This window comes from Pseudarthrobacter ribosi (assembly GCF_055412865.1).
Map to the genome: position 1 here is coordinate 183,545 of NZ_JBVAYZ010000006.1, position 20,374 is coordinate 203,918.

General features: G+C 67.7%; 22 protein-coding genes. 15 read left to right on the plus strand and 7 right to left on the minus strand.

Features of this window, described 5'->3' with window-relative positions:
• Positions 1–223 precede the first annotated feature (223 nt).
• Positions 224–1,333 (minus strand): lactonase family protein, encoded by a 1,110-nt coding sequence (locus tag ACZYZ5_RS08735; RefSeq protein WP_463900982.1) that lies wholly within the window; start codon positions 1,331–1,333, stop codon positions 224–226.
• Between the two features lie 62 nt (positions 1,334–1,395).
• Here ACZYZ5_RS08735 and ACZYZ5_RS08740 point away from each other — a divergent pair, with 62 nt between their 5' ends.
• Entirely contained in the window at positions 1,396–2,244 is an 849-nt protein-coding gene (locus tag ACZYZ5_RS08740) for a putative protein N(5)-glutamine methyltransferase (protein WP_463900983.1), read from the plus strand.
• Here the strand turns inward: ACZYZ5_RS08740 and ACZYZ5_RS08745 are convergent.
• From ACZYZ5_RS08745 to ACZYZ5_RS08760, 4 genes are all read right to left on the minus strand, one after another.
• Positions 2,241–2,744 carry a hypothetical protein gene (locus ACZYZ5_RS08745; RefSeq protein ID WP_463900985.1) on the minus strand — a complete coding sequence of 168 codons (504 nt, stop codon included), beginning with the start codon at positions 2,742–2,744 and terminating at the stop codon, positions 2,241–2,243. The genes ACZYZ5_RS08740 and ACZYZ5_RS08745 overlap by 4 nt on opposite strands.
• Positions 2,745–2,862: 118 nt before the next feature.
• Entirely contained in the window at positions 2,863–3,126 is a 264-nt protein-coding gene (locus tag ACZYZ5_RS08750) for a GlsB/YeaQ/YmgE family stress response membrane protein (RefSeq protein WP_463900986.1), read from the minus strand.
• Positions 3,127–3,351: 225 nt separating this feature from the next.
• Positions 3,352–3,561 carry a dodecin gene (locus ACZYZ5_RS08755; protein WP_463900988.1) on the minus strand — a complete coding sequence of 70 codons (210 nt, stop codon included), beginning with the start codon at positions 3,559–3,561 and terminating at the stop codon, positions 3,352–3,354.
• Between the two features lie 96 nt (positions 3,562–3,657).
• Positions 3,658–4,401, minus strand: a complete 744-nt coding sequence (locus ACZYZ5_RS08760; protein ID WP_463901116.1) for an SGNH/GDSL hydrolase family protein — start codon at positions 4,399–4,401, stop codon at positions 3,658–3,660.
• A 281-nt stretch (positions 4,402–4,682) separates the two neighbouring features.
• Here ACZYZ5_RS08760 and ACZYZ5_RS08765 point away from each other — a divergent pair, with 281 nt between their 5' ends.
• A complete protein-coding gene (locus tag ACZYZ5_RS08765; RefSeq protein WP_441408203.1) occupies positions 4,683–4,940 on the plus strand; it encodes a metal-sensitive transcriptional regulator in 258 nt (85 codons plus the stop codon).
• A gap of 44 nt (positions 4,941–4,984) precedes the next feature.
• Here ACZYZ5_RS08765 and ACZYZ5_RS08770 read toward each other — a convergent pair whose 3' ends face one another.
• Positions 4,985–5,695, minus strand: a complete 711-nt coding sequence (locus tag ACZYZ5_RS08770; protein WP_463900990.1) for a FadR/GntR family transcriptional regulator — start codon at positions 5,693–5,695, stop codon at positions 4,985–4,987.
• A 172-nt stretch (positions 5,696–5,867) separates the two neighbouring features.
• Between ACZYZ5_RS08770 and ACZYZ5_RS08775 the strand changes: the two genes are divergently transcribed.
• The 8 genes from ACZYZ5_RS08775 (at position 5,868) to ACZYZ5_RS08810 (ending at position 14,326) form a co-directional block, all read left to right on the plus strand.
• Entirely contained in the window at positions 5,868–7,391 is a 1,524-nt protein-coding gene (locus tag ACZYZ5_RS08775) for a four-carbon acid sugar kinase family protein (protein ID WP_463900992.1), read from the plus strand.
• A gap of 25 nt (positions 7,392–7,416) precedes the next feature.
• Positions 7,417–8,322, plus strand: coding sequence for an NAD(P)-dependent oxidoreductase (locus ACZYZ5_RS08780; RefSeq protein ID WP_463900994.1), 906 nt, complete (start codon positions 7,417–7,419; stop codon positions 8,320–8,322).
• 131 nt (positions 8,323–8,453) lie between these two features.
• Positions 8,454–9,920: a GntP family transporter gene (locus ACZYZ5_RS08785; protein ID WP_463900996.1), complete on the plus strand. Its 1,467-nt coding sequence runs from the start codon at positions 8,454–8,456 to the stop codon at positions 9,918–9,920.
• Positions 9,920–10,795 carry a class II fructose-bisphosphate aldolase gene (locus tag ACZYZ5_RS08790; protein WP_463900997.1) on the plus strand — a complete coding sequence of 292 codons (876 nt, stop codon included), beginning with the start codon at positions 9,920–9,922 and terminating at the stop codon, positions 10,793–10,795. Before ACZYZ5_RS08785 ends, ACZYZ5_RS08790 begins: the two co-directional genes overlap by 1 nt.
• A 160-nt stretch (positions 10,796–10,955) precedes the next feature.
• Positions 10,956–12,293: an acyltransferase family protein gene (locus ACZYZ5_RS08795; RefSeq protein ID WP_463900999.1), complete on the plus strand. Its 1,338-nt coding sequence runs from the start codon at positions 10,956–10,958 to the stop codon at positions 12,291–12,293.
• A complete protein-coding gene (locus ACZYZ5_RS08800) occupies positions 12,290–12,634 on the plus strand; it encodes a GNAT family N-acetyltransferase (RefSeq protein ID WP_463901001.1) in 345 nt (114 codons plus the stop codon). The genes ACZYZ5_RS08795 and ACZYZ5_RS08800 overlap by 4 nt, the downstream gene beginning before the upstream one ends.
• 116 nt (positions 12,635–12,750) lie before the next feature.
• Entirely contained in the window at positions 12,751–13,512 is a 762-nt protein-coding gene (locus ACZYZ5_RS08805) for a hypothetical protein (RefSeq protein ID WP_463901003.1), read from the plus strand.
• Positions 13,513–13,543: 31 nt separating this feature from the next.
• A complete protein-coding gene (locus ACZYZ5_RS08810; RefSeq protein WP_463901004.1) occupies positions 13,544–14,326 on the plus strand; it encodes an SDR family NAD(P)-dependent oxidoreductase in 783 nt (260 codons plus the stop codon).
• Between the two features lie 10 nt (positions 14,327–14,336).
• Here ACZYZ5_RS08810 and ACZYZ5_RS08815 read toward each other — a convergent pair whose 3' ends face one another.
• Complete coding sequence (locus tag ACZYZ5_RS08815) at positions 14,337–15,827, minus strand: helix-turn-helix domain-containing protein (RefSeq protein WP_463901006.1); 1,491 nt, start codon at positions 15,825–15,827, stop codon at positions 14,337–14,339.
• 132 nt (positions 15,828–15,959) lie between these two features.
• Here ACZYZ5_RS08815 and pxpA point away from each other — a divergent pair, with 132 nt between their 5' ends.
• The 5 genes from pxpA to ACZYZ5_RS08840 are packed head-to-tail and all read left to right on the plus strand — an operon-like array spanning position 15,960 to position 20,197.
• Positions 15,960–16,700, plus strand: a complete 741-nt coding sequence (pxpA, locus tag ACZYZ5_RS08820; RefSeq protein ID WP_463901008.1) for a 5-oxoprolinase subunit PxpA — start codon at positions 15,960–15,962, stop codon at positions 16,698–16,700.
• Between the two features lie 42 nt (positions 16,701–16,742).
• A complete protein-coding gene (locus ACZYZ5_RS08825; protein WP_463901010.1) occupies positions 16,743–16,988 on the plus strand; it encodes an acetyl-CoA carboxylase in 246 nt (81 codons plus the stop codon).
• Complete coding sequence (locus ACZYZ5_RS08830) at positions 16,985–18,340, plus strand: acetyl-CoA carboxylase biotin carboxylase subunit (RefSeq protein ID WP_463901011.1); 1,356 nt, start codon at positions 16,985–16,987, stop codon at positions 18,338–18,340. The genes ACZYZ5_RS08825 and ACZYZ5_RS08830 overlap by 4 nt, the downstream gene beginning before the upstream one ends.
• Positions 18,337–19,248 carry a 5-oxoprolinase subunit B family protein gene (locus ACZYZ5_RS08835; protein ID WP_463901013.1) on the plus strand — a complete coding sequence of 304 codons (912 nt, stop codon included), beginning with the start codon at positions 18,337–18,339 and terminating at the stop codon, positions 19,246–19,248. The genes ACZYZ5_RS08830 and ACZYZ5_RS08835 overlap by 4 nt, the downstream gene beginning before the upstream one ends.
• The gene (locus tag ACZYZ5_RS08840; protein WP_463901015.1) at positions 19,238–20,197 is read left to right on the plus strand and encodes a 5-oxoprolinase subunit C family protein; all 960 of its coding nucleotides are present in this window, start codon (positions 19,238–19,240) and stop codon (positions 20,195–20,197) included. The genes ACZYZ5_RS08835 and ACZYZ5_RS08840 overlap by 11 nt, the downstream gene beginning before the upstream one ends.
• The last annotated feature ends 177 nt before the right edge of the window (positions 20,198–20,374 follow it).

The following is a 20,374-nucleotide window of genomic DNA, read 5'->3' on the forward strand; positions in this document are numbered from 1 at the left end:
ACGCGGGCGTTTTGCCCGTGCTGGTACTGCGGATTAACACGATGGAGACCTTCCGGTAAGCGACGTTGCCTCGGCGAAGGGCGATGCGGAGAGAGGCTCCTGAGAGCCAAGTCACAACTGTAAACGCTTACGCGGGAGTTATTCCAGCGAATGGTCAGAAAATTTTCGGGTCTGGGCCGCGGGACATGCCCTACGGCTGCGGGGAAGGCTGGAAGTGGTGCCCTTATGCCCAGTGTTCGGTGCGGGGACTGGGCATGTCCCGCGCCGGGACCAGCGCGGTGGGCGAAGCCAGCTCGACCCTGTCCACGGCTTCGCCGGGAAGCCCGCTGTCCGGATCCAGCCGGTACGTCACCACATCCCCGGAGCGTTCGTGCGCCACGTGCAGCCAGCCGTTGCGGACCAGATGATGCCGCGGCCAGTCGCCGCCGCTGGGGACGTCGGCCACGGGCCGGACCGTGCTGCCGCCCGCGTCCACCTCCAGCACGCCGATCCGGTTGGAGCCGCGCACCCCCACGTAGGCGTGCCTGCCGTCCGCGGCGAGGGCAATCTCCGCCGCGGAGTCACCGGGAAGGGCGCCCGCCGCGGTCGCCGGAACCACGCCGGCCAGGCTGAATGTCCCGGGGCTGCCGGGGGACCGATGCACCACGGCGACCTCGACCGAGTACTCGGTCACCACCAACACGCTGCCGCCGGGATGCTGGACCAGATGCCGGGGGCCGCTGTCCCGGGGGAGGGCCAGTTCATGGTCCAGCCGAAGCCCCTGGGCGGGCACGTAGTTCCAGACCCGCAGGAGGTCATGCCCGAGGTCGGTGGTCATCACTCTGCCGTCGTCGAGCATCAGGCTGGCATGGGCGCGGCCGGGACGCCCGGCCAGCGTCGAGGCGGCCGCAGCGAACCGTGCCGAGATGCCGCCGTCGTCGTCCAGTTCGTACAGCAGGACCTGGCCGTCGCCCCAGCAGGCCACCACGAGGAAGCGGCCCTGCGGGTCAACGGCGACATGGCAGGCGGCGTCACCGGCCGGCCAGTGACGGCCGGCCGGTTCCAGGCCGAATTCACCGGACCGGCGGTACGCCGTGACGGTCCGGGCCGCCTCGCCCACGGCATAGACCACGTCCAGGGTGGGGTGCACGGCGAGGAACGACGGCGAGTCCGCCGCCGCGGCGACCCCCAGCCAGCGCAGCGTGCCGTCGGTGCCGGCCCGCAGCGCCCCGATTCCGGTCCCGCGGCCGCCGCCGTCCGCGGTGTAACAGCCGGTCCACAGCAGCTCATGCGCCGGGACAGCATCCGGCGGCACGTGAAGGGAGGACGCGTCGGCGGTTCGTGGAGTGGCCATGGTGCCATCCTGCCACTTCGATAGCATGGGATTCCGGCACCAATAAGCGGAACGGGGGGCGCATGAAAGCTTGTCCTGGGCCGCTGCCCGCGCCCCGGCGCTCGGTCATCACACGGCTGCGGGCGGCCGGCTGCGTCTTCGCCGAGGACGAAGCCCGGCTGCTGGCCGCCGCCGCCGCGACCCCGGAGCAGCTTGATGCCCTCGTGGAGCGTCGTGCCTCCGGACTGCCGCTTGAGCACATCCTGGGCTGGGCGGAATTCTGCGGACTTCGGATCGAAGTGGACGCGGGTGTCTTTGTGCCCCGGCGCCGCACCGAATTCCTGGTCCGGCAGGCCGCGCGGCTCCTGGCCGGCACCCGCGGTCCGCGGCGCGCGCCCGTCGTCGTCGACCTGTGCTGCGGCTCGGGGGCGGTCGGCACCGCACTGGCGGCGCTGGCCGGCCCCCTGGAGCTCCACGCCGCAGACATCGACCCCGCCGCGGTGCGCTGCGCGGTCCGCAACATCGCTCCGCTCGGCGGTGCCGTCCACGAAGGGGACCTCTACGAGCCTCTCCCGGCGCGGCTGCGCGGGCGGGTCGATATCCTTGCGGTCAACGCCCCGTATGTTCCCTCCACGGAATTCGGCACCCTGCCGCGCGAAGCCCGCCTGCACGAGCCGCGGGTTTCCCTCGACGGCGGCACAGACGGGCTCCAGGTCCAGCAGCGGGTGGCCGCCGCGGCGCCGCAATGGCTGGCGCCGGGCGGCCACCTGCTGATCGAGACGAGCCGGCGGCAGGCTTCGCGGACGGCCGAGCTGTTCATCCGCAACGGACTCACTGCCCGGGTGTCCAGCTCCGGGGACCTGGACGCCACGGTGGTGATCGGAACTGCCGTGCCTGGCGCGACGGACTGGCCGGCAGACCGGTTTAGCTAGGAGACCTTGTCGGGATCGACGTTGGTCGCGGCTCCGGCCGGGGTGGCGCCGCCCTCGTCGGACCAGTCCTGTCCGTGCTGGTCGTTCAGCGCCGGGTCGGACTCGACGTCGGCAGCAGCTGAAGTAGCAGAAGGGGCGGACGCGGACGAGGTCCCAAGGTTCACAGTTTCCGGATGCGCGCTGTGCGCGGGGATGCCGCCAGCTGCCGCGTCGTCGTTCGACTTCCCGCCTCCCGGTGTCCCCGTGGGGGAGTTGTCACGGCGGACGGCTGAACCGATGACTGTCCCGGCGCGCCGGGCAGCCTCGCCGAGCTGTTCAGACACCTCGGGGGCCTTTTCCTTCACGGCTGCGGTAGCGGCGGTCACCTTGTCCTGGACCGGCTGGCTTTCCCAGAGGGCCGCCGCGCGGGCCTTGAGCTTCTCGTAGGCTGCCCGCCCGGACCGTGATCCAAGAACGTAGCCTGCGGCGATTCCGGCTCCAAAAAGAACTTTGCCTTTCATGCTGTACTCCTGCTCCTCGGTGGTGCTCTAAATGTGGGGTCGATAAATTGCGGTGAGGCCGTGTGCCAAAAAACCGGCCCCGGGAAGAATCCCAGGACCGGTTTCGGTCGCGTCAGCTTTAGCGGGCTGAGCGCTTGGTGATCATGCCGTAAACGAGCAGGACGATGATCGCGCCGCCGATGGCCAGGAGCCAGGTCGAGAGCGAGAAGAACTCGTTGATGCCAGTGCCGAACAGCAGTCCGCCAATCCAGCCGCCCAGGATGGCGCCGACGACGCCGAGGAGCAAGGTGATGAAAATGCCACCGCCCTGCTTGCCCGGGAGGATAGCCTTAGCGATTGCACCGGCGATAAGGCCCAGAATCAGAAATGCGATAAAACCCATTTTTGTCGTTCCTTCTTCTTTCATTGAGGAGACACCCGGGTTGCCGAGTGCGCTTCATCCTTCAGCCCTAATACTAATCATGCTTAGCATAAAAGAGCCACTCCGGGACCGGATACATTGGGCCGCGCGGCATATAACTGGGCTCATCCGGACCCGTCAGTGCAGGTTCAAGTCGATTTCCTTGGTGTGGCCCCGGTGGCCGGCGCCGCCGTAGACGTTCGCGGCTTAGCGCTCCAGCCGGAACCCGAGCTTGATGGTTACCTGCCAGTCGGCGATCGCGCCGTTTTCGAGGTGTCCGCGGACTTCCTTGACTTCAAACCAGTCGAGGTTCCGCAGGGTCTTGGCCGCCTCGGCGATGCCGTTGCGGACGGCGGCGTCAACGCCTTCGTTCGACGTTCCGACAATTTCAGAAATGCTGTAAGTGTGATTAGACAACTTCGCTCCTCGTGATCGCCATCGATACCCGGCGGTGGGCCGTTCCTGCAGATTAGCCGACAGATCGCAGCGGGACTAGGGGCCGGAGGCCATGCCTCAGGATCCGGAGACCGGCCCCGGCTCGGGACGCTTGGGCGTCAGCGGCGGGGCGTCAGCGCGCTTCCGGACCCGCCTGACCATCCAGGGAAGCAGGTAGTTGGTGAACCAGGCGAGGTCACCGGCCTTGCTTTCGCGCCAGCTTCCGGCCGGCATGGGCTTGGGCTCCAGCGGACTGAGGCTGTGCGGGACGCTCAGGGATTCCAACACCATCGCCGCGATGGTGTGGTGCCCCATCGGCGAGAAATGCAGACGGTCCGGGTCCCACATCCGCGGATCCGAGAGCTGCCGCAGGGCCCAGAGATCAGCGATCACACCGTGATGGCGAATGGCGATAGTCCGGATGTTCTCATTGAAGACGGCGACCCTGCCGCGGTTGTGTCCCAGCAGCGGTGTGTCGCGCCAGTCGGGACCGGTGAACAGGACGACGGTGGCGCCGGTGGCACTGAGCCTGCCCACCGCGGCGTCTAGGGTGGCAGCGAGCCGGTCGGGATCGCTCCGGTGGAAGACAAGGTCGTTTCCGCCGGCCGAGAGCGTGATCAGGTCTGGTTTCAGCGCAATCGCCGGACCGAGCTGCCGGTCCAGGATCTCGCGCATGAGGAGGCCGCTGACAGCGAGGTTCGCGTACCGAAAATCCGGCCTTCCCTCGCTGAGCTCCTCGGCGATCCGGTCCGCCCAGCCCCGCATGCCGCCCGGACTCAGGGGTTCCGGGTCCCCGATGCCCGCGGTGAAAGAGTCCCCCATCGCGACATAGCGGCTCCACAGCCCCGCATCCCAGGACCCCGCGGCCGGGCTCAAAGTCCGGTCCAGGCCCCGTCGCGGGGCGGGGCCCCCTGCGCCGGCCTGGCCGGCGCCAGAATCCAGGAAACCGGCGGCGTTCACACTCCCAGAAATACGCCGAAATTGCAGGCTTCACTAGGTACTTAGGTCCCTAGCAGAGCGAGGGGGAACATACCCTGCCGGGCATCCCTGATACGCAGGGGGGTATATTGTGGCAGGTAGCCCCGTTGATCCTGGAGGAAGAAATGGAACTCGATCCCACAGACATGAAGCCCGTCATCAATCGACTCCGCCGTGCCCAGGGGCAGCTCGCCGCCGTCACGCGAATGATCGAGGAGGGCCGGGACTGCAAGAGCGTCGTCACCCAGCTGGCCGCGGTTTCCAGCGCGCTGGACAAGGCCGGATTCGCGATCATTGCCACCGGCCTGCAGCAGTGCATGCAGCAGGAGGACCCCAGCCTGGACCGGGCCGAACTCGAGAAGCTCTTCCTCTCGCTCGCCTGAGCACCGCCGCGCAAGCCTGCGCGTTCGGGGTGTCGGCCGGAGAGTCAGGCCGGGCGGTCCGCCAGGACGTAGGTCTTGAGGTCATCCAGCGTCTGCTGCATGTGCGCGTCCATGGCGTCCCGGGCCTGGTGCGGATCCCGTGTGGCCAGCGCATCCGCTATCTTCTGATGATGGCCGATCGCGTGCGCCTGGATTTCGCGCACCTTGGAGGTCTGGGTCCGCCGCTTTTCCAGCACCCGGTGCAGCGGCGCGAACAGCACGGCCACAAAAACATTCTCCGACGCGTGCAGGATGAGGTCGTGGAAGGCCAGGTCCGCCGCCACGAACGCGGCGAGATCGTGCTTCTCGTGCGCCTCGCGCATCGAGTCCAGCTCCCCGTAAAGGGTTTTGAGGTCTGCGTCGCTGATCCGGCCCGCGGCGAGCTCACAGGCGCCCGACTCCAGCATCCGGCGCAGCTCGATCAGCTGTACGGCGGCCGCCGCGTCGTTCTTCCCCTCGGAGGCTGCCCGGAGGACGGCCTCCAGCGAGGCCCAGCGGCTCAACGGGTTCACGAAGGTCCCGCGGCCGCGTTCGACGCTGAGGATCTGCTGGGCTTCCAGGGTCTTCATCGCCTCGCGGACCGTCATGCGGCTCACCTCATGGCGGGCGCTCAGCTCCAGCTCGCCGGGGACGGATGCCCCTGGCGGGAATTCGCCGGCGATGATGCGGTCCAGCAGCTCGTCTGCCACGACGCCGACCAGCGATTTCCTAGCCAATTTTCCCCATTCGCTGTCTCGGACCTGCCTGAGGAACAAGTTTACTTGCGCGTCTTTGTGCTGTGTGCCACACTAGCATTCAAATGCTAGATGTCAGACATCTTACAAATTCTTTCCGCAGCAGAGTTCATCACAATTTTTCCGCAGCAGAGTTCATCACAATGGAGTGCACGTGCCTTTTGAATCAGAGCTTTTCGAAGCCGAAGTGCTGGCCGCCTTCCCGGCGGAGGTCCAGATCCCCGCCCGGACCGTCGCCGACGCCCTCGCGGCCTCGTCCGTGCCGTCCCCCCGGATCCTGGTAGTGCTCGACGACGACCCGACGGGCACACAATCCGTCGCTGACCTGCCGGTTCTCACCCGGTGGGATGTCGCCGACTTCACCTGGGCCTTCAACCACCGCATCAACGGCCGTCGCCAGGACGCCGTCTATGTCCTGACCAACACGCGGAGCCTGGACCCCATCGAGGCTGCCGCCCGCAACGAAGAGGTGGTCCGGAACGCCCTCGCGGCCGCCGCCCTCGAAACCGACAGTGCCGGTACCAGGCTGCGACTGGGGTTTGTGAGCCGCAGCGACTCCACCCTCCGCGGCCATTACCCGCTGGAACCGGACACGATTGCGGCAACCATCGCGGCGGTCAGCGGCGAGCCGACGGACGGCGTCGTGATCGTCCCGGCGTTTCCCGACGCCGGCCGCGTGACAATCGGCGGCGTGCACTTCATGCGCGGCACCGGCGACGACGCCGGCAAGCTCACCCCGGTGGCCGACACCGAATTCGCCCGGGACGCGAGCTTCGGCTTCGCGAATTCCGAACTGGCCAAGTACGTCGAAGAAAAGTCCCAGGGCCGCTTCCGGGCAGACTCGGTGATCGTGCTGACCCTGGACGTCATCCGCGCCGCGGGTCCGGACGGCGACCCCCAGATCTCCGCGATGGCCATAGCGGACGCCATCGACTCCGCCACGGACTCCACCCCGATCGTGGCCGACATCGTGACCGAAAACGATTTCCGGGCCCTCGCACTGGGCCTCGAGGAGGCCGAACGCCGCGGCAAAAAGCTGCTCTACCGGGTGGGCCCGCCGTTCGTCCGGGGCCGCATCGGCCAGGAAATCCGCACCGAACTCAGCGGCGAGGAGGCCTACGCGGGCAACACCCCCTCCGACGCCGGCGGCCTCATCGTGGTGGGATCGCACGTCGGTGTCACGACCCGCCAGCTCAAGGCCCTCGTCGAACAGCACAGCGCCGCGCGCATCGTGGAAATCGACGTCGAAAAGCTGCTCGGCGGAGACTCCGAGGGCTACCTGGGCGATATCGTCCGGGACGTCGTGGAGTCCCTGCACAGCGCCGACGTCATCCTCCACACCAGCCGTCTCCTCATCAAGGCCGACGACGCCGCCGAGAGCCTGCGGATTGCCCGCACCGTGTCCGCCGCCGTCGTCGCAGTGGTAAACCGGACCCTGAAGACGTTCCCGCCGCGCTTTGTCATCGCCAAGGGCGGCATCACCTCCTCGGACGTGGCCGCCCACGGCCTGGAAATCCGCCACGCGATCGTCCGCGGCCCTATGCTGCCGGGCATCGTCAGCCTGTGGGAGCCGGTGGACGGGCCCGCGAAGGGCATCCCATACATCGTTTTCGCCGGGAACGTGGGCGACGACGAGTCCCTGGCCCAGGTCACCCGCAAGCTCAGCAACACGTTCTAATCCCCACCTCCCAAACCACATTTCAATGGAGAAAACCATGAACTACAAAGTCACCGTCCTCGGCCTGGGCGCCATGGGACTGCCCATGGCCACCCGGCTGGCAACCCAGCTGACCGTCCACGGCTTCGACATCGCCGAGCCCCGCCTGGCGCTCGCCGAGGCCGCCGGCGTGCGCACGTTCGCTTCCGCCCGTGAAGCGGCCGAGGGCGCCGACGCGCTGCTGCTGGCCGTACGCAACGGCGAGCAGCTGGACGACGTCCTCTTCGGCGAGAACGGCGTCGCCTCCGTGCTGAAGCCGGGCGCCGTCGTAATCCTCGGCAGCACCGTGGGCACCGAAGCCATTCCCGCCACCGTTGCCCGGCTGGCGGAAACCGGCGTCGCCCTCGTTGACGCCCCGCTCTCCGGCGGACCGAAGCGCGCCGGCGAAGGCGACCTGCTGATCGTCGTCGGGGCCGAACCGCAGGCGCTGGAAGCGGCCCGCCCGGTCCTGGAACTGCTGGCCTCCACCCTGACCGTCGTGGGGGACAAGCCCGGCGACGGACAGGCCCTCAAGACCGTCAACCAGCTGCTCTGCGGCATCCACATCGCCGCGGCAGCCGAGGCCATGGCACTGGCGGACGCCCTTGGCCTGGACCAGGCCAAGACCCTCGCCGCTCTGGAAGCCGGCGCCGCCGGGTCCTTTATGCTGTCCAACCGCGGCCCCCGCATCCTCGAGGCCTACACGGAAAACGGCGCGGAAGTCCTCAGCCGCCTGGACATCTTCGTCAAGGACATGGGCATCGTCGGCAAGGCAACCCGCGCTGCCGGCCTCGCCGCGCCGGTGGCCGCCGCCGCCGAGCAGCTCTACCTCCTCGGCCAGGCCCAGGGCCTCGGCGCCGCCGACGATTCCGCCGTCATCAAGGTCGTCGCGCCCACCAAGCGCACGGCCTAACAGGCCACCGCACCCCCGACGGCGGCGGTCCCCCCTCCGCCGTCGCCGGGCCCCTCCCCGCCACTGATCCGCCAGTTTTACCTCACGGTTGAATCGTCGGACGACTTTCCTGTCAAAGGAGACACCTCGTCATGACCCCCCTGCTCAATTCCCTCATGGTGCGCGCGGCCGACGCGCCCGTCATCAAGCCTGCCGTGGAGCTGGGAACTCCGCTGCTGCTGACCATCGCCGCCGCCGGCGTGGCCCTGCTACTGCTCATGATCATCCGCTTCAAGATCCAGGCCTTCGTGGCGCTGCTGACCGTGAGCATCCTGGTGGCCGTGGCTGCCCAGATCCCGCTCAAGGACGTCTTCACCGTGGTGGCCAACGGCGTGGGGGGAACCATGGGCAAGGTCGCTCTCCTGATCGCCCTCGGCGCCATACTGGGTCGGATGATTGAGGTTTCCGGCGGTGTGCAGTCCCTCGCGGCGCACTTCACCGCCAGGCTCGGCGCCGGGAGGGTGGCTGTAGCCCTCACTGCGGTTGGCTTCCTCGTGGCCATCCCCGTGTTCTTCGAGGTGGGCATCATCGTGCTCGTACCGATCGTCTACGCCTTCGCGAAGATCGCCAACGTGCACCCAGTCAAGTTCGGCCTCCCCATGGCCGGCATCATGCTGTCCATTCACGTGGCTGTCCCTCCGCACCCGGGCATCGTGGCCGGTGCAGGGGTGTTCGGCGCCGACATCGGACTGATCACCCTCATCTCGCTGCTCATCTGCATCCCGCTCGGCTTCCTGTCCTACTGGGTTGCCAGCATCATGAACAGCAGGGACTACGAGCTGCTGCCCGCCGTCAAAGCCCAGGTGGACGAGTACGGTTCAGACTCCCTGGTGCGGGCCGGCCACGACGGTCCAGGTGCCCTGGCCGTTGCCCCGCCGCGTCCGGCCCTGATCATCTTCCTCATTGCTGCCCCGATCGTGCAGATCCTGATCGGCACCCTAGGTACCCTCACCCTTCCCAAGGACAACGGCTGGTACGGCCTGGCCGCCTTCATCGGCAACCCGTTCTTCGCCCTGCTGGTGGCCGTGGCACTCTCCTTCTTTTTGTTGGCCGTCCGCCGCAACTGGTCACTGAAGGAAACCGGCGAAATTTTCGAAGGCGCGCTGCCTCCCATCGCATCCATCCTCATGGTCGTCGCGGCCGGCGGTGTGTTCGGCGAGGTCCTGCGGACCTCCGGTATCGGTGCAGCGCTGTCCCAGACTCTGGACCAGCTGGGCCTGCCGGTCATCGTTCTTGGTTTCATCGTTTCCCTTGCCCTCCGCGCCGCCCAGGGCTCAGCCACAGTTGCGATCGTCACCACCACCGGCCTGCTGACCTCCGCCGTTGCCGGCGGCGGCTACTCGCCGGCCCAGATCGCCGTGATCGTGATCGCCATCGGCTTCGGTGCCCTCGGCCTGTCCCACGTGACCGACGCCGGATTCTGGACCGTCGTGCGCTACTACGGCCTGACCGTCTCCGACGGCCTCAGGACCTGGACGGTGCTGACGACTGTTCTCGGGCTCGCCGGCTTCGCACTGACGTTCGTCGCATGGATCCTGGTGGGAGGCCTGAGCGCCTGATGCGTACCCAACTCGACACGCTGGTCACCGGCGCCCTGCAGCAAGACTCGGCCGTACCGGCGTTCACCTGCTACGACTTCACCACCGCGCTCGCCGTTGTGGCGGCGGCCGAGGAATCCGGCCGGGGCGCCATCCTGCTGGTCGCGCCGAAGACCGCGGCCACGCCCAACGGGCTGCGGCTGATCGCCGCCCTCCGCGGACTCGCCGACGCCGCCGGCGTTCCGATCGCCGTGCAGCTCGATCACGCCACCGACCAGCAGGTGATCGCCGACGCCGTCACCGCCGGGGCCGACTCGGTGCTGGTCGACGGGTCCTCGCTGCCGTACGAGGACAACATCGCCCTGGTCCAGGGCGTCCGGGCGGCCTTGGCGGCGCAGGGCAGAGCCGACGTCATAATTGAAGCCGAACTCGGGGGACTCGCCGGCGACGAGGACCGGGCCTTCGGGACCGACGCCGCAGGCAACGCCCCGGCGGCCGGCACGGCCGGGCTCACCGACTCCGCCCAAGTGGAGGACTTCGTGGCACGGACCGGCGCCCAGCTGCTGGCCGTGGCCGTGGGCAACGTCCACGGCAGGTACAAGGGCGAGCCGGAGCTGCGCTGGGACGTGCTGCAGGACATTGCGGTGCGGACCCGCATTCCCCTGGTGCTGCACGGGGCCTCCGGAATCCCTGCCGCCGAGCTCGTGAAGGCAGCCGCCATGAACGTGGGCAAGGTGAATTTCAACACCGAGCTGCGTACCGGTGTTCTTCAGACCCTAGAGGCACGCACTGCGGCGCACCGGGCGGACGGCGAGAACCTCCAGGGGTTGCTGGCCGACTGGGACACCGCGGCCGGGTCTTTCGCTGCCACGGCGCTGGCGACGCTCTCGCGCTGACCGCCGACGGGCTGACCGCCGGATGTCCGGGCCGGCAGCAAAGTCCGGGACCGACGGCACTGGCCGCTGGCCCGGACAAGGCCGACAATGGTGGCAAAATACAGCAGCGTCGACGCTCAACAGCCCAGGCGGGCGCGTCGGCAGGTCCCGAGGGGGCTTCATGGTTCCAGGGCAGCGTGCAGGGGGCGGCCCAACCCCGGGGCCGGACCGCGACCTGGTGATTGATCTGGCCAGGTTTTTCTGCCTTGCGCTCGTGGTGGTGGCGCACACCATGATGGTCAGCCCGGAGCTGCACCCGGACGGCACCGCGACCACCTACAACACGCTCGGCAATGAGAAGTGGTTCGAACCGGCGGTCTGGGTCCTGCAGGTCATGCCGCTCTTCTTCGTCGTCGGGGGCATGACCGGACTGCAGTCGTGGCTCCGCCTGCGCGCCCGGGGCGGCAGGACTTTCGACTTCATGCAGGCGCGGATGCTGCGGCTCCTCCGCCCTGCCGCCGTCCTGCTCGCGATGATGTTCACCAGTCTCTGGGCGGCGCGGCTGGGCGGGGTGGACCCCCAGGTCGTCGAGCTGCTGGTTTCCGGAGCGGGGATGCCGCTGTGGTTCCTGGCCGCCTATCTCGCGGCGCAGCTGAATCTTCCGCTGCTGGCACGCCTGCACGCTCGGGCGCCCTGGCTGACCCTGGCGGGCCTTGCTTCGCTGGTGGTGGCGGTGGACTGCCTGCGCGGGACGATGCCGGCGCTGGCGTACCTGAACATGGTCTTCCTGTGGTGCGCCGTGCAGCAGTTAGGATTCTTCCTCGCCGACGGCGGACGGCTGGCACTCGGGCGCCTCGCGCTGGTGGTCATCATCCTGGGCAGCAACCTGGTCCTGGGCCTGCTCGTGTGGCTGGGACTGTACTCCGGGAACATGCTGGTGAATCTCAATCCGCCTAATCTGACGCTGTTGCTCCTGGGGGTTTCGCAGGCCGCCACCCTGCAGCTCCTCCGGCCCGTGCTTTCAAGACTCGCGTCCCGGCGGCGGGTGCGGCGGTTCATTGGAGTCGCTGGACGGCGGTCGATGACCGTCTACCTCTGGCACCTGCCCCTGCTCGCCGCGCTGTCCGGGTTTCTGCTGCTGACCGACTTTCCGCAGCCTGCGGGCGGGACCGCCGCCTGGTGGTGGGGGCGGCCGCTCGTGCTGCTGGCGTTGATCGGCCTGCTGCTGCCCGTGCTGGCGATGTTCGGCCGGCTCGAAGAACGCCCGACGGCGCCCGCCACTGCCCGGTCCCGCCCGGCGGCCGCCGTGCTGATGGCCGCCGTCGTCGTCTACGTTCCGGTAGCCGACGCCGCGCTGAACGGGCTGACGCTGGGACTGCTCGGCGGCGGCGCGGCCTGCTTCGCGCTCGCCGTCCTGCTGCTGGGGCGGATCCCGGCCCGGTTCCTGGCCGATCCGGGCTCCGGCGGATCGGGCCCGCCATTGCCACGCCCGCCATTAAGTGCCAATGTCGAACCATGACGGAGAACTCGGCAGCCACTGAAGACACGTTCAGCCCGAACGTATCCACCACCCGGAATGATGAGCTGCACCGCTACGAGCTCCACGTCGGCGAGAAACTGGCCGTCCAGATCCGCTTCATCGACGAGCCCGGCCATATCGACTTCATCCACACGGATACGGCGGAGCAATTCCAGGGCCAGGGCCTCGCCAAGGTGCTGGCCCACTTCGCGCTCGACGACGTGGTGGCGGCCGGTAAGAGGATTATCCCGAACTGCCCGTTCATGTACCGCTATCTGCGCCGGCACGACTCCTACACCCAGTACATCGACTGGCCGGAGCAGCCCCCGGCCGGAGCCTGAAACGCGGAACGGCAGTGGGCGTGGTGGCGGGACCGCTTGTGACCGTGGCTACAACCTCGTAAGGTTTTAGCAGAGTTATGCAGTTGGCTCTTGGACGTGTCCCTTTGGAGAACCCCGTGAACCATAAACTGCGTGTGCTTGTCCGTGTGGACGTCGATCCCGGACTCGTGACCCTCGAAGTCACCGGCTGCCTGACCCAATCAGACTTTCCTTCCCTGTTGCACATCATGCGGCGGGCCGGACGTCTCGGCGCAGGGACCGACGTCCTCGTCGACCTTCACGGTTCGTCCCATCTGGACTCGGAAATCCTCCTGCAGCTGAGATCCATCGCGGACGCCAGCGTGGCCGCCGGGCCCGGCGGCGAGGCCCGGGCCGGGACTGCTGCCGGACAACAGCCCTTCCGGGTGACGCTGGCGGAACCCGCGGACCTGCCGATCTGCCTGCTGCACGTGGGCTCGGAGGGCGAAGTCCTCGCCGGGCTTACGGGGGTGCCCGCGGCGGTAGTACCCCTTCACGGCTCCACCGGGTCCCTCCCCGAGGGCCGGATCGGCCTTTCCGCGGGCATTGTAAGCGGGGGGCAGCTGGACTCGGGGCTGGACGAGGCCTGCAGCCCGATGCCCGCCGAGCTCAACACCGTCAACGGCCTGGAACTCGCCGAATACTTCGAGGGGACCCTTGACCCTGCCGCCACCGTCCGGGCACTGTCCGACGCGGCCCTGTGCCAGCTGGCCGATGCCCTGTACCGGCACCTCGACACCAGCAGCCCGTCCTTCGGCGCCCACACCTGGTATGAGCTGGCCACCGAAGAACTGCAGAACCGCCACCTGGGCGTCGCGGCCGATCCCGCGGAAGATGAATTGGCCGCGGGCTTGGCCTGACGCGGGCGGGGAGCGGGGCTAAGCTGGCGCCATGACTGAACAAGCCGCGACGCCGGCTGACACCACGGCCCTGATCACCGGAGCAACCGCCGGGATCGGTGCGGAATTCGCCCGCCAGCTCGCCGCGCAGGGCCACCACGTGGTCCTCGTGGCCCGCGACACCGCCCGGCTGCAGGCCACGGCGCAGCAACTGGAGAGCCGGTATGGCGTGCGCGCCGAGGCGCTCTCCGCCGATCTCGCCGACGATGCCGGGGTGGCGGCCGTCGTCGCCAGGCTTACGGATCCGGCCCGTCCGGTGGACATCCTGGTCAACAACGCCGGGATGGGCCTGCTGCACTCCTTCGAGGAAAACGACATCGCGGAGGAAGCCCGGCACCTGAAGCTGCACGTCGAGACGGCGATGGAGTTGATGCATGCCGCCCTGCAGGGCATGCTCAGCCGGCGCTCCGGCAAGATCATCAATGTCGCCAGCGTGGCTGCGTTCCTTCCCCGGGGGAGCTACTCCGCGGCGAAGGCGTGGCTTGTCAGCTTCTCCCGCTGGGCCAACCTCGCCTATTCCAAGCAGGGCGTGAACGTGACCGCGGTCTGCCCAGGATTTACCCACACCGAATTCCACGACCGGATGGGCATGGACAAGACGGTGGCCCCGCGCTGGATGTGGCTGCAGGCCGAGCGCGTGGTGCGGGAAGGCCTCGCTGACAACGCAAAGGGCAAGGCCGTCTCCATCCCGACCAAACGCTACAAGGTGCTGACCGCGGCCACCCGAGTCCTCCCCGCCCGGCTCGTGACAGGGCCAGCCCGCCGCGCCAAATAGGCGCGGAGGTTCAGGGCGTATCCTCGGTGATCCGGACCGCCAGCATACAGGTGGTCAGCCCGTCCAAGGTGTCGAGGCGGACGTTCAACAGCCGCGACATCAGGGCCAGCCGTTTGCTCAAAGTATTCCGGTGGATGTACAGCGCCTGGCAGACCCTGGACGGTTGGGCGTCGTGCTCAAGGTAGGCCCGGAGCGTGGGCAGCAGCTGCCCGTTGCTCGCCCGGTCGTAGTGCAGGAGCGGAGCGAGCAGGTTCTCCGCAGCCGCGTGGGCGCCGCTGCCCGCGGTCGCCACCACCAGGGACCCGATGCTCATCGGGGCCGCGATGGAGGGGCCCTTGACCTCCCGGACCAGGCGCTGGGCATGGGCCAGGCCAAGCCGCGCCTCATCCACGCTGCGCAGCGGCCCTTTGATCACCAGGGGAAGCCGGGGGACCATCCGCCCGAGCGAGTCCAGCAGCCGGTCCGGGATCACATCCCAGTCCGCGGCGGTGTCCGTTCGGGCCTGCGCGAGGGCATAAAACGCACCGCGATAGGTGAAGACATGGGCATTGTTCAGATGCTCCTGCACTGCCAGCCGAATCCGCCAGGCGTGCGGCAGCTGGCTCTTCTCCGGCTCGGCCACCACCAGGAAGGTGGGTGCGTGCGGGTCCAGGCCCGTGGCCCGGAAGGTCCGCGTCAGCTCCTTCAGGGCCACACCCTGCCAGTCCTCCAGCTGGTGCATCAGCCGCTCCAGCTTGGCCTGGTGCGGGGCGCTGGCCTTGAAGGCGCTGTTGAGCTGCATGGCAAGAATGGACGACGCCGGCCCGATCAGGGTAGCGAGCGGCTCCCCGGTGGTCCCGCCCCGGATCACCAGCTGGAAATGGTCCGTTCCGCCGGTGGGGAGCGCGAAGCTGGACCCGGCGGTGCCGCGCCCGTCGCGGCGGAGGTCCTCTGCTGTCCAGCGTGAACTGGCCGGCCAGCAGCTGATCAGCGCGCCGGTAGTGTCAAAGATCGCGCACTGGCCTCCTGCAGCCGCGGCCACCTCCGCCAGCACGGCCTTGAGTGATCCGCCGGACCGCGCGGCCTTCGCGCACAGGTCGGCCAGCTCCCACGATTGCCGGGTGAGGGCAAACCGCTCGGCCTCGAGGACGCTCGTGACGAAGCGCTGCAGCTGCAGCGCCGGAACTACGCTGGGAACCTCCAGCAGGGGAATCCCGTGGGCCTTGGCCGCTTCCACCAGCGGCGTGGGAATCAGCCGGTGAGCCACGCCCGTGACGAAGGCGATGGCGCAGACGGGGACGCCCGCAAGCCGTTCGACGTAGGCGTCCCAGGTCCGCTGGTCGAAGAAGTTGAAGCCGATTCCGTGGGTGATGAGCAGGCAATTGGCACCCAGGAAGGGCGTGGGGTCCAGGAACTCCGCCGGTGCGGTGTAGCTGATGGACGTCGCCAGGCTCTGCGCCGTGGAGGGGGTGTGCAGCCTGAGCTGGAGCGAGTCCTCCGCCAAGAGATCCTGCACTCTCATGATGCCCTCCCGGTGCGCCGTCGATCAGGAGCGGTGTGCAAAGAGCACACCTGGTGACAAAGTTAGTGGACATCTGCCCACTATGTAAGGCGTGGGGCAGTCCCTACTGTTGAATGCATGAAGAATGTTAATGTGGCCAATGTCACAGCCGAAATCCAGATTAATTCGGACATGGGCGAAGCGTTCGGGCTGCACAGCTTCGGCAACGATCTGGCGCTGATGGAAATCATCGATGTCGCCAACGTGGCCTGCGGTTTCCACGCCGGGGACCCGGACACCATGGAAGAAACCGTCGCGGCAGCCAAGGCGCACGGCGTGCGGATCGGTGCGCACCCGGGGCTGCCGGACCTGACCGGCTTCGGGCGCCGGGAAATGAAACTGACCCCGGCGGAAGTCGAGTCCATCATCCTGTACCAGACCGGTGCCCTGGTGGGCTTCCTGAAGAAGGCCGGACTGGAACTCAACCACATCAAACCCCACGGCTCCCTGTACGGGATGCTCTCGCGGGACGCCGAGCTGATGCGGGCCGCCGCGAACGTCGCGGCGCTCTATGGAGTCCCAATGTTCGGGCTCGCCGGAACCGCGCACGAAAGCGTTTGCGTGGAAATGGGGGTGCCGTTCGTCGCGGAACTCTACGTGGACCTGAACTACAACCCCGCCGGCCAGCTCATCATCCAGCGCCGGCCCGAGGCCACGGACCCCGCCAAGGCCGCTGAACGCGTGCGCCGGGTCCTCGAGGACGGACTCGTGGAAACTTCCGACGGTTCCACCGTGAGCATCGACTTCACCAGCATCTGCGTCCATTCCGATGCCCCCAATTCCCCGGACGTGGCGCAAGCCGTCCGGGCGGCCCTGGACGCCGGTAGCCAATGATCTGTCATGCACTGCCCACTCATCGCAACTGAAAGGCACCCCATGTCACACCAAGTCACCTCGCCGCTTCCCGGAGTCTTTTACCGCAAGCCCGGCCCGGACAAGGATCCCTACGTGCAGGAAGGCGACCGCGTCGAGGCGGGCCAGACCATCGGCGTCGTCGAAATCATGAAGCAGTTCAGTGAGGTCAAGACTGAAGTGGCCGGGAATCTGGTCAAGTTCGAGGTGTCGGATTCAGGCACGGTCAACCCGGGTGACGTCATTGCAGTGATAGAGGAACAACCATGAAGAAACTGCTCATAGCCAACCGCGGGGAGATCGCGGTACGGATTATCCGCACAGCCCGGGAACTGGGGATCCGCACGGTGGTGGTGGCCAGCGAACCCGATGTCGACGGACTGGCGGCCCGGCTTGCGGACGAACACGCGGTCATTGGCCCCGCCCCGGCCAGCCAGAGCTACCTGGACCATGCCGCGGTCCTGAAAGCGGCAGCGGACTTCGGCTGCGACGCGGTGCATCCCGGCTACGGGTTCCTGTCCGAGAACGCCGTGTTCGCCCGGGCGGTCATCGACGCGGGCCTCATCTGGGTGGGCCCGTCCCCGGAAGCCATCGAGCTGATGGGGGACAAGGCGCGGGCCCGGCAGGCCGCCGAGGCGGCGGGAGTCCCCACTCTGCGGGGAACACACGGCGAGGCGCCCACCGGCGACGCCCTGCTGGAAATCGCGGCCGAGATCGGCTATCCCCTGGTGGTCAAGGCCGCCGCAGGCGGCGGCGGGCGCGGAATCCGGCTCGTGACACGGGCGGAAGACCTGGCCTCGACCGTCGAAGTGGCGCAGGCCGAAGCGGCCGCCGCGTTTGGCAGCGCCGCCGTCTACCTGGAGAAGTTCGTCGAACGCGCCAGGCACGTGGAGGTCCAGGTTCTCGGCGACGGCACCAACGTGGTCCATCTCGGGGACCGTGATTGCTCCATGCAGCGGCGGCAGCAGAAGATCCTGGAGGAAGCACCCGCCCCGGACCTGCCCGACGCCGTCCGGCAGCACATGCTGGAGTCCTCCGTGGAGCTCGCCCGGCAGTGCCAATACAAGGGGCTGGGCACGGTCGAATTCCTGTATGACGCCGTCAACCACGAGGTGTCCTTCATTGAAATGAACACCCGACTCCAGGTGGAGCACCCCGTCACCGAAATGGTCACCGGCCTGGACCTGGTCCGCGAACAGCTGCTCATTGCTGCCGGGGAGCCGCTGCGGATGCGGCAGGAAGACGTCGTCTTCCGCGGCCACGCCTTCGAATTCCGGCTCAACGCCGAAGACCCGGCCAAGGGCTTTATGCCCAGCCCCGGGCTGCTGGAACGCCTCGACTGGCCGGGCGGGCCCGGTGTCCGGATCGACTCCGGCTTTGTCGCCGGATCCACGGTGATGCCGTTCTACGACTCGCTCCTGGCGAAGATCATCGTCTGGGACGAGACGCGGGACGAAGCCATCGGCCGGTCCATCCGCGCCCTGGACGAGATCACGATCGAAGGCGTTTCCACCACGATTCCGTTGCTGAGCGCGGTGCTGCACAGGCCGGAACTGAAGACCGTGGAACACCACACCAAGTTCATCGAAACCTGCCCGGAGATCCTGGGGGACCTGTCATGAGTGAAACCCTGAGCGCCGACTCGCTGAAGGGCACGGCACGCTACACCTGGGGCGGCGACGAGTTCCTCTTCGTGGAAATCTCGGAGGCGATGAGCCTGGCCGCCAACTTCAAATCCAACTCGATGGCCACCAGGCTCGGCGGCCGGGCGCTGCCCGGCGTGACCGAGATCTGCCCCGCCAACGCGTCCCTGCTGGTCCGCTTCGACCCCGATGTGCTGAGCGCCGCGGAACTGGAAGCGGCAACCCGGGAGATCGAAGTCGAAGTGGACAACACCTCCCACCCGGTGCTGAACACCCGGCTGATCGAAGTGCCGGTCTGGTACGACGACCCGTTTACGAGGGAAACCGCTGCACGCTTCCGCAGCGGCCACCAGCGGCCCGAGGGTACCGACCTGGACTTTGCGGCCGAGGTCAACAATCTCCCCGGCGCCGGGGAGTTCATCCGGCGCCATCACAGCAGCCCCTGGCTGGTTTCCATGGTCGGGTTTGTCGCCGGTCTGCCGTTTATGTTCCAGATGGTGCCCCGCGAGCAGCAGCTGGAGGTACCGAAGTACCTCAGCCCGCGCACGGACACCCCTCCGCTCACCGTCGGCCACGGCGGATGCTTCGCCTGTATCTACTCCGTCCGCGGCGCCGGCGGCTACCAGATGTTCGGCATCGCGGCGGCACCCATCTTCGACCCGGCGCAGTCCCTGGCGGACTTCAAGGACTTTATGGTCTTCTTCAAACCCGGCGACATCGTCAAATTCCGGCCCATCGATGAGGACGAATACAAGGTCATCAAGGATCAGGTGGAAGCGGGCACCTTCGTTTACAAGCAAGTGCCGGTCACGTTCGACCTGGCCGAGGCCCTCGGCGACCCCGAGAGCTACAACACGAAGCTATTGGAGAACCTCAATGACTCTTGAGATCTTGGAACCCGGCCTGTCGACGACGGTCCAGGACCGGGGACGATTCGGCCACTACAACGTGGGAATCCCGCAGGGCGGCTCCATGGACCAGCTCTCCGCGGAGATCGTGAATGCCCTGGTGGGCAACAGCCTCGAGGAAGCGGTGCTGGAGTGCACCTACCTTGGCCCGAAGTTCCGCACCTCCGAACCCGCGGTCATCGCCGTGGGCGGGGCCCCGGTGGACGTGAAAGTCAATGGGGCCACCGCCCCGCAATGGGAAGCCATCGAACTGGCCGCCGGCGACGAGGTGTCCTTCGGCTTCCTCCAGGGCGGCACCCGCTACTACGTGGCAATCCGCGGCGGCATCGACGTGCCCCTGGTGCTCGGCAGCCGCTCCACGTACGCGCTTGGCGCCCTGGGCGGCCATCTGGGGCGCAAGCTCGCCGCCGGGGACGAAGTCCCGGTCGGTGACAAGGCCTCCGGGGAAGTCCTCGCCGGAATCGCCCCGGAGCTTCGGCCGGCGTTTCCGGCCGAAACGGAGATCAGGGTCCTGCTGGGCCTCTACGACGACCGGCTGACCAAGTCAGGGCTCGCGACCCTGCTTGATTCGACCTGGACCCTCACCCCGGTGGCAGACAGGACCGGCCTGCGTTACAGCGGGCCGCAGATCGAATGGGAGGCGCGGGAGCAGCCCTTCGGCGCGGGCTCCGATCCCTCCAACATTGTCGACGCCGGCTATGCGGTGGGTTCAATCCAGATCCCCGGCGGCAACGAACCGATCGTCCTGCACCGCGACGCCGTGTCCGGGGGAGGCTACGCCATGGTCGCCACCGTCATCAGTGCCGACATGGACCAGCTTGCCCGCAGCGCCCCCGGCACCAAGACGAGGTTCGTCGCGGTGACCATGGAGGAAGCCGTCGCGGCCCGGGCGGAAGGCAAAGCTCTCCGCCACGCCATCTGGGGATAGCCAGCCCATAGCCTGGCCGCAGAACCGCAGAACCGCAGAACCGCAGAACCGCAGAACCGCAGAACCGCAGTAGCCGCCGCAGCCGCCGGACACGCCTAAGGCCTGCCCTGTGTGGTTCCCCCAACGGGTAATCACGCAAGGCAGGCCTCAATGGGCGGGACTTCGCTACAGAATCCG

Coding starts and splice junctions, on each gene's coding strand:
- ACZYZ5_RS08735 (WP_463900982.1), bottom strand. CDS start 1,333: ATGGCCACTCCACGAACCGCCGACGCGTCCTCCCTTCACGTGCCGCCG.
- ACZYZ5_RS08740 (WP_463900983.1), top strand. CDS start 1,396: ATGAAAGCTTGTCCTGGGCCGCTGCCCGCGCCCCGGCGCTCGGTCATC.
- ACZYZ5_RS08745 (WP_463900985.1), bottom strand. CDS start 2,744: ATGAAAGGCAAAGTTCTTTTTGGAGCCGGAATCGCCGCAGGCTACGTT.
- ACZYZ5_RS08750 (WP_463900986.1), bottom strand. CDS start 3,126: ATGGGTTTTATCGCATTTCTGATTCTGGGCCTTATCGCCGGTGCAATC.
- ACZYZ5_RS08760 (WP_463901116.1), bottom strand. CDS start 4,401: ATGGGGGACTCTTTCACCGCGGGCATCGGGGACCCGGAACCCCTGAGT.
- ACZYZ5_RS08765 (WP_441408203.1), top strand. CDS start 4,683: ATGGAACTCGATCCCACAGACATGAAGCCCGTCATCAATCGACTCCGC.
- ACZYZ5_RS08780 (WP_463900994.1), top strand. CDS start 7,417: ATGGAGAAAACCATGAACTACAAAGTCACCGTCCTCGGCCTGGGCGCC.
- ACZYZ5_RS08785 (WP_463900996.1), top strand. CDS start 8,454: ATGACCCCCCTGCTCAATTCCCTCATGGTGCGCGCGGCCGACGCGCCC.
- ACZYZ5_RS08790 (WP_463900997.1), top strand. CDS start 9,920: ATGCGTACCCAACTCGACACGCTGGTCACCGGCGCCCTGCAGCAAGAC.
- ACZYZ5_RS08795 (WP_463900999.1), top strand. CDS start 10,956: ATGGTTCCAGGGCAGCGTGCAGGGGGCGGCCCAACCCCGGGGCCGGAC.
- ACZYZ5_RS08800 (WP_463901001.1), top strand. CDS start 12,290: ATGACGGAGAACTCGGCAGCCACTGAAGACACGTTCAGCCCGAACGTA.
- ACZYZ5_RS08810 (WP_463901004.1), top strand. CDS start 13,544: ATGACTGAACAAGCCGCGACGCCGGCTGACACCACGGCCCTGATCACC.
- ACZYZ5_RS08815 (WP_463901006.1), bottom strand. CDS start 15,827: ATGAGAGTGCAGGATCTCTTGGCGGAGGACTCGCTCCAGCTCAGGCTG.
- ACZYZ5_RS08825 (WP_463901010.1), top strand. CDS start 16,743: ATGTCACACCAAGTCACCTCGCCGCTTCCCGGAGTCTTTTACCGCAAG.
- ACZYZ5_RS08830 (WP_463901011.1), top strand. CDS start 16,985: ATGAAGAAACTGCTCATAGCCAACCGCGGGGAGATCGCGGTACGGATT.
- ACZYZ5_RS08835 (WP_463901013.1), top strand. CDS start 18,337: ATGAGTGAAACCCTGAGCGCCGACTCGCTGAAGGGCACGGCACGCTAC.
- ACZYZ5_RS08840 (WP_463901015.1), top strand. CDS start 19,238: ATGACTCTTGAGATCTTGGAACCCGGCCTGTCGACGACGGTCCAGGAC.